This window comes from Streptomyces sp. NPDC006602 (assembly GCF_042870385.1).
GTDB lineage: Bacteria > Actinomycetota > Actinomycetes > Streptomycetales > Streptomycetaceae > Streptomyces.
In genome coordinates this window covers 1-2693 of the sequence record NZ_JBIAHG010000087.1, presented here as the reverse complement: position 1 = coordinate 2693, position 2693 = coordinate 1, and the positions used below count along the sequence as shown (strand labels likewise).

The following is a 2693-nucleotide window of genomic DNA, read 5'->3' as shown; positions in this document are numbered from 1 at the left end:
GCGACGCTCCCACGGCTTGTAGGCACACGGTTTCAGGTACTATTTCACTCCGCTCCCGCGGTACTTTTCACCATTCCCTCACGGTACTATCCGCTATCGGTCACCAGGGAATATTTAGGCTTAGCGGGTGGTCCCGCCAGATTCACACGGGATTTCTCGGGCCCCGTGCTACTTGGGTGTCTCTCAAACGAGCCGTTGACGTTTCGACTACGGGGGTCTTACCCTCTACGCCGGACCTTTCGCATGTCCTTCGCCTACATCAACGGTTTCTGACTCGTCTCACGGCCGGCAGACCGTAAAAGAGAGATCCCACAACCCCGCACACGCAACCCCTGCCGGGTCTCACACGTATACGGTTTGGCCTCATCCGGTTTCGCTCGCCACTACTCCCGGAATCACGGTTGTTTTCTCTTCCTGCGGGTACTGAGATGTTTCACTTCCCCGCGTTCCCTCCACATACCCTATGTGTTCAGGTATGGGTGACAGCCCATGACGACTGCCGGGTTTCCCCATTCGGAAACCCCCGGATCAAAGCCTGGTTGACGACTCCCCGGGGACTATCGTGGCCTCCCACGTCCTTCATCGGTTCCTGGTGCCAAGGCATCCACCGTGCGCCCTTAAAAACTTGGCCACAGATGCTCGCGTCCACTGTGCAGTTCTCAAACAACGACCAGCCACCCGTCACACACCACTTCCGTGATGCTTCACCGGGGCCGGCACCTGAGGGGTTCATTCCCTCAGACACCCAACAGCGTGCCCGGCACCCTCGCCACTCACCTTCCGTTCCACGCCGAAGCAGTACTGGAAAGACAAGCTGGTCGAGTGTGCCGAATAGTCAACGTTCCACCCTTGAGCAACCAGCACCGGACGTACGCCGATGTACTGGCCTCTGACCTCACCCCGTAGGGATCGGTGAGAAGTGCTCCTTAGAAAGGAGGTGATCCAGCCGCACCTTCCGGTACGGCTACCTTGTTACGACTTCGTCCCAATCGCCAGTCCCACCTTCGACAGCTCCCTCCCACAAGGGGTTGGGCCACCGGCTTCGGGTGTTACCGACTTTCGTGACGTGACGGGCGGTGTGTACAAGGCCCGGGAACGTATTCACCGCAGCAATGCTGATCTGCGATTACTAGCAACTCCGACTTCATGGGGTCGAGTTGCAGACCCCAATCCGAACTGAGACAGGCTTTTTGAGATTCGCTCCACCTCACGGTATCGCAGCTCATTGTACCTGCCATTGTAGCACGTGTGCAGCCCAAGACATAAGGGGCATGATGACTTGACGTCGTCCCCACCTTCCTCCGAGTTGACCCCGGCGGTCTCCTGTGAGTCCCCATCACCCCGAAGGGCATGCTGGCAACACAGAACAAGGGTTGCGCTCGTTGCGGGACTTAACCCAACATCTCACGACACGAGCTGACGACAGCCATGCACCACCTGTACACCGACCACAAGGGGGGCACCATCTCTGATGCTTTCCGGTGTATGTCAAGCCTTGGTAAGGTTCTTCGCGTTGCGTCGAATTAAGCCACATGCTCCGCTGCTTGTGCGGGCCCCCGTCAATTCCTTTGAGTTTTAGCCTTGCGGCCGTACTCCCCAGGCGGGGAACTTAATGCGTTAGCTGCGGCACCGACGACGTGGAATGTCGCCAACACCTAGTTCCCACCGTTTACGGCGTGGACTACCAGGGTATCTAATCCTGTTCGCTCCCCACGCTTTCGCTCCTCAGCGTCAGTAATGGCCCAGAGATCCGCCTTCGCCACCGGTGTTCCTCCTGATATCTGCGCATTTCACCGCTACACCAGGAATTCCGATCTCCCCTACCACACTCTAGCTAGCCCGTATCGAATGCAGACCCGGGGTTAAGCCCCGGGCTTTCACACCCGACGTGACAAGCCGCCTACGAGCTCTTTACGCCCAATAATTCCGGACAACGCTTGCGCCCTACGTATTACCGCGGCTGCTGGCACGTAGTTAGCCGGCGCTTCTTCTGCAGGTACCGTCACTTTCGCTTCTTCCCTGCTGAAAGAGGTTTACAACCCGAAGGCCGTCATCCCTCACGCGGCGTCGCTGCATCAGGCTTTCGCCCATTGTGCAATATTCCCCACTGCTGCCTCCCGTAGGAGTCTGGGCCGTGTCTCAGTCCCAGTGTGGCCGGTCGCCCTCTCAGGCCGGCTACCCGTCGTCGCCTTGGTGAGCCATTACCTCACCAACAAGCTGATAGGCCGCGGGCTCATCCTTCACCGCCGGAGCTTTTAACCTCCACTCAGGAGAGTGGAAGTGTTATCCGGTATTAGACCCCGTTTCCAGGGCTTGTCCCAGAGTGAAGGGCAGATTGCCCACGTGTTACTCACCCGTTCGCCACTAATCCCCACCGAAGTGGTTCATCGTTCGACTTGCATGTGTTAAGCACGCCGCCAGCGTTCGTCCTGAGCCAGGATCAAACTCTCCGTGAATGTTTACCCGTAATCGGGTCGACACCACGAGAGCGGAACAGCCAGGCGGAATAAGCCCGGCCGTTCACAACGTCCTCGCTGTGTTTTTCTTCAAAGGAACCTCGCCACCGGAAGAATTCCGATGGACGGGGTATCAACATATCTGGCGTTGACTTTTGGCACGCTGTTGAGTTCTCAAGGAACGGACGCTTCCTTCGTACTCACCCTCTCGGGCTTTCCTCCGGGCGCTTCCCTTCG

At 58.0% G+C, this 2693-nt stretch carries 2 rRNA genes (1 of these 2 running past the window's edge); both read right to left on the bottom strand.

The features are described 5' to 3' along the window. Positions 1–631: ribosomal RNA gene (locus ACFYO2_RS49415) — 23S ribosomal RNA — on the bottom strand (it extends 2506 nt beyond the left edge of the window). Positions 632–930: 299 nt separating this feature from the next. After that, positions 931–2456: ribosomal RNA gene (locus tag ACFYO2_RS49410) — 16S ribosomal RNA — on the bottom strand. Together the 16S and 23S rRNA genes form the textbook arrangement of a ribosomal RNA operon. Between the last annotated feature and the right edge of the window lie 237 nt (positions 2457–2693).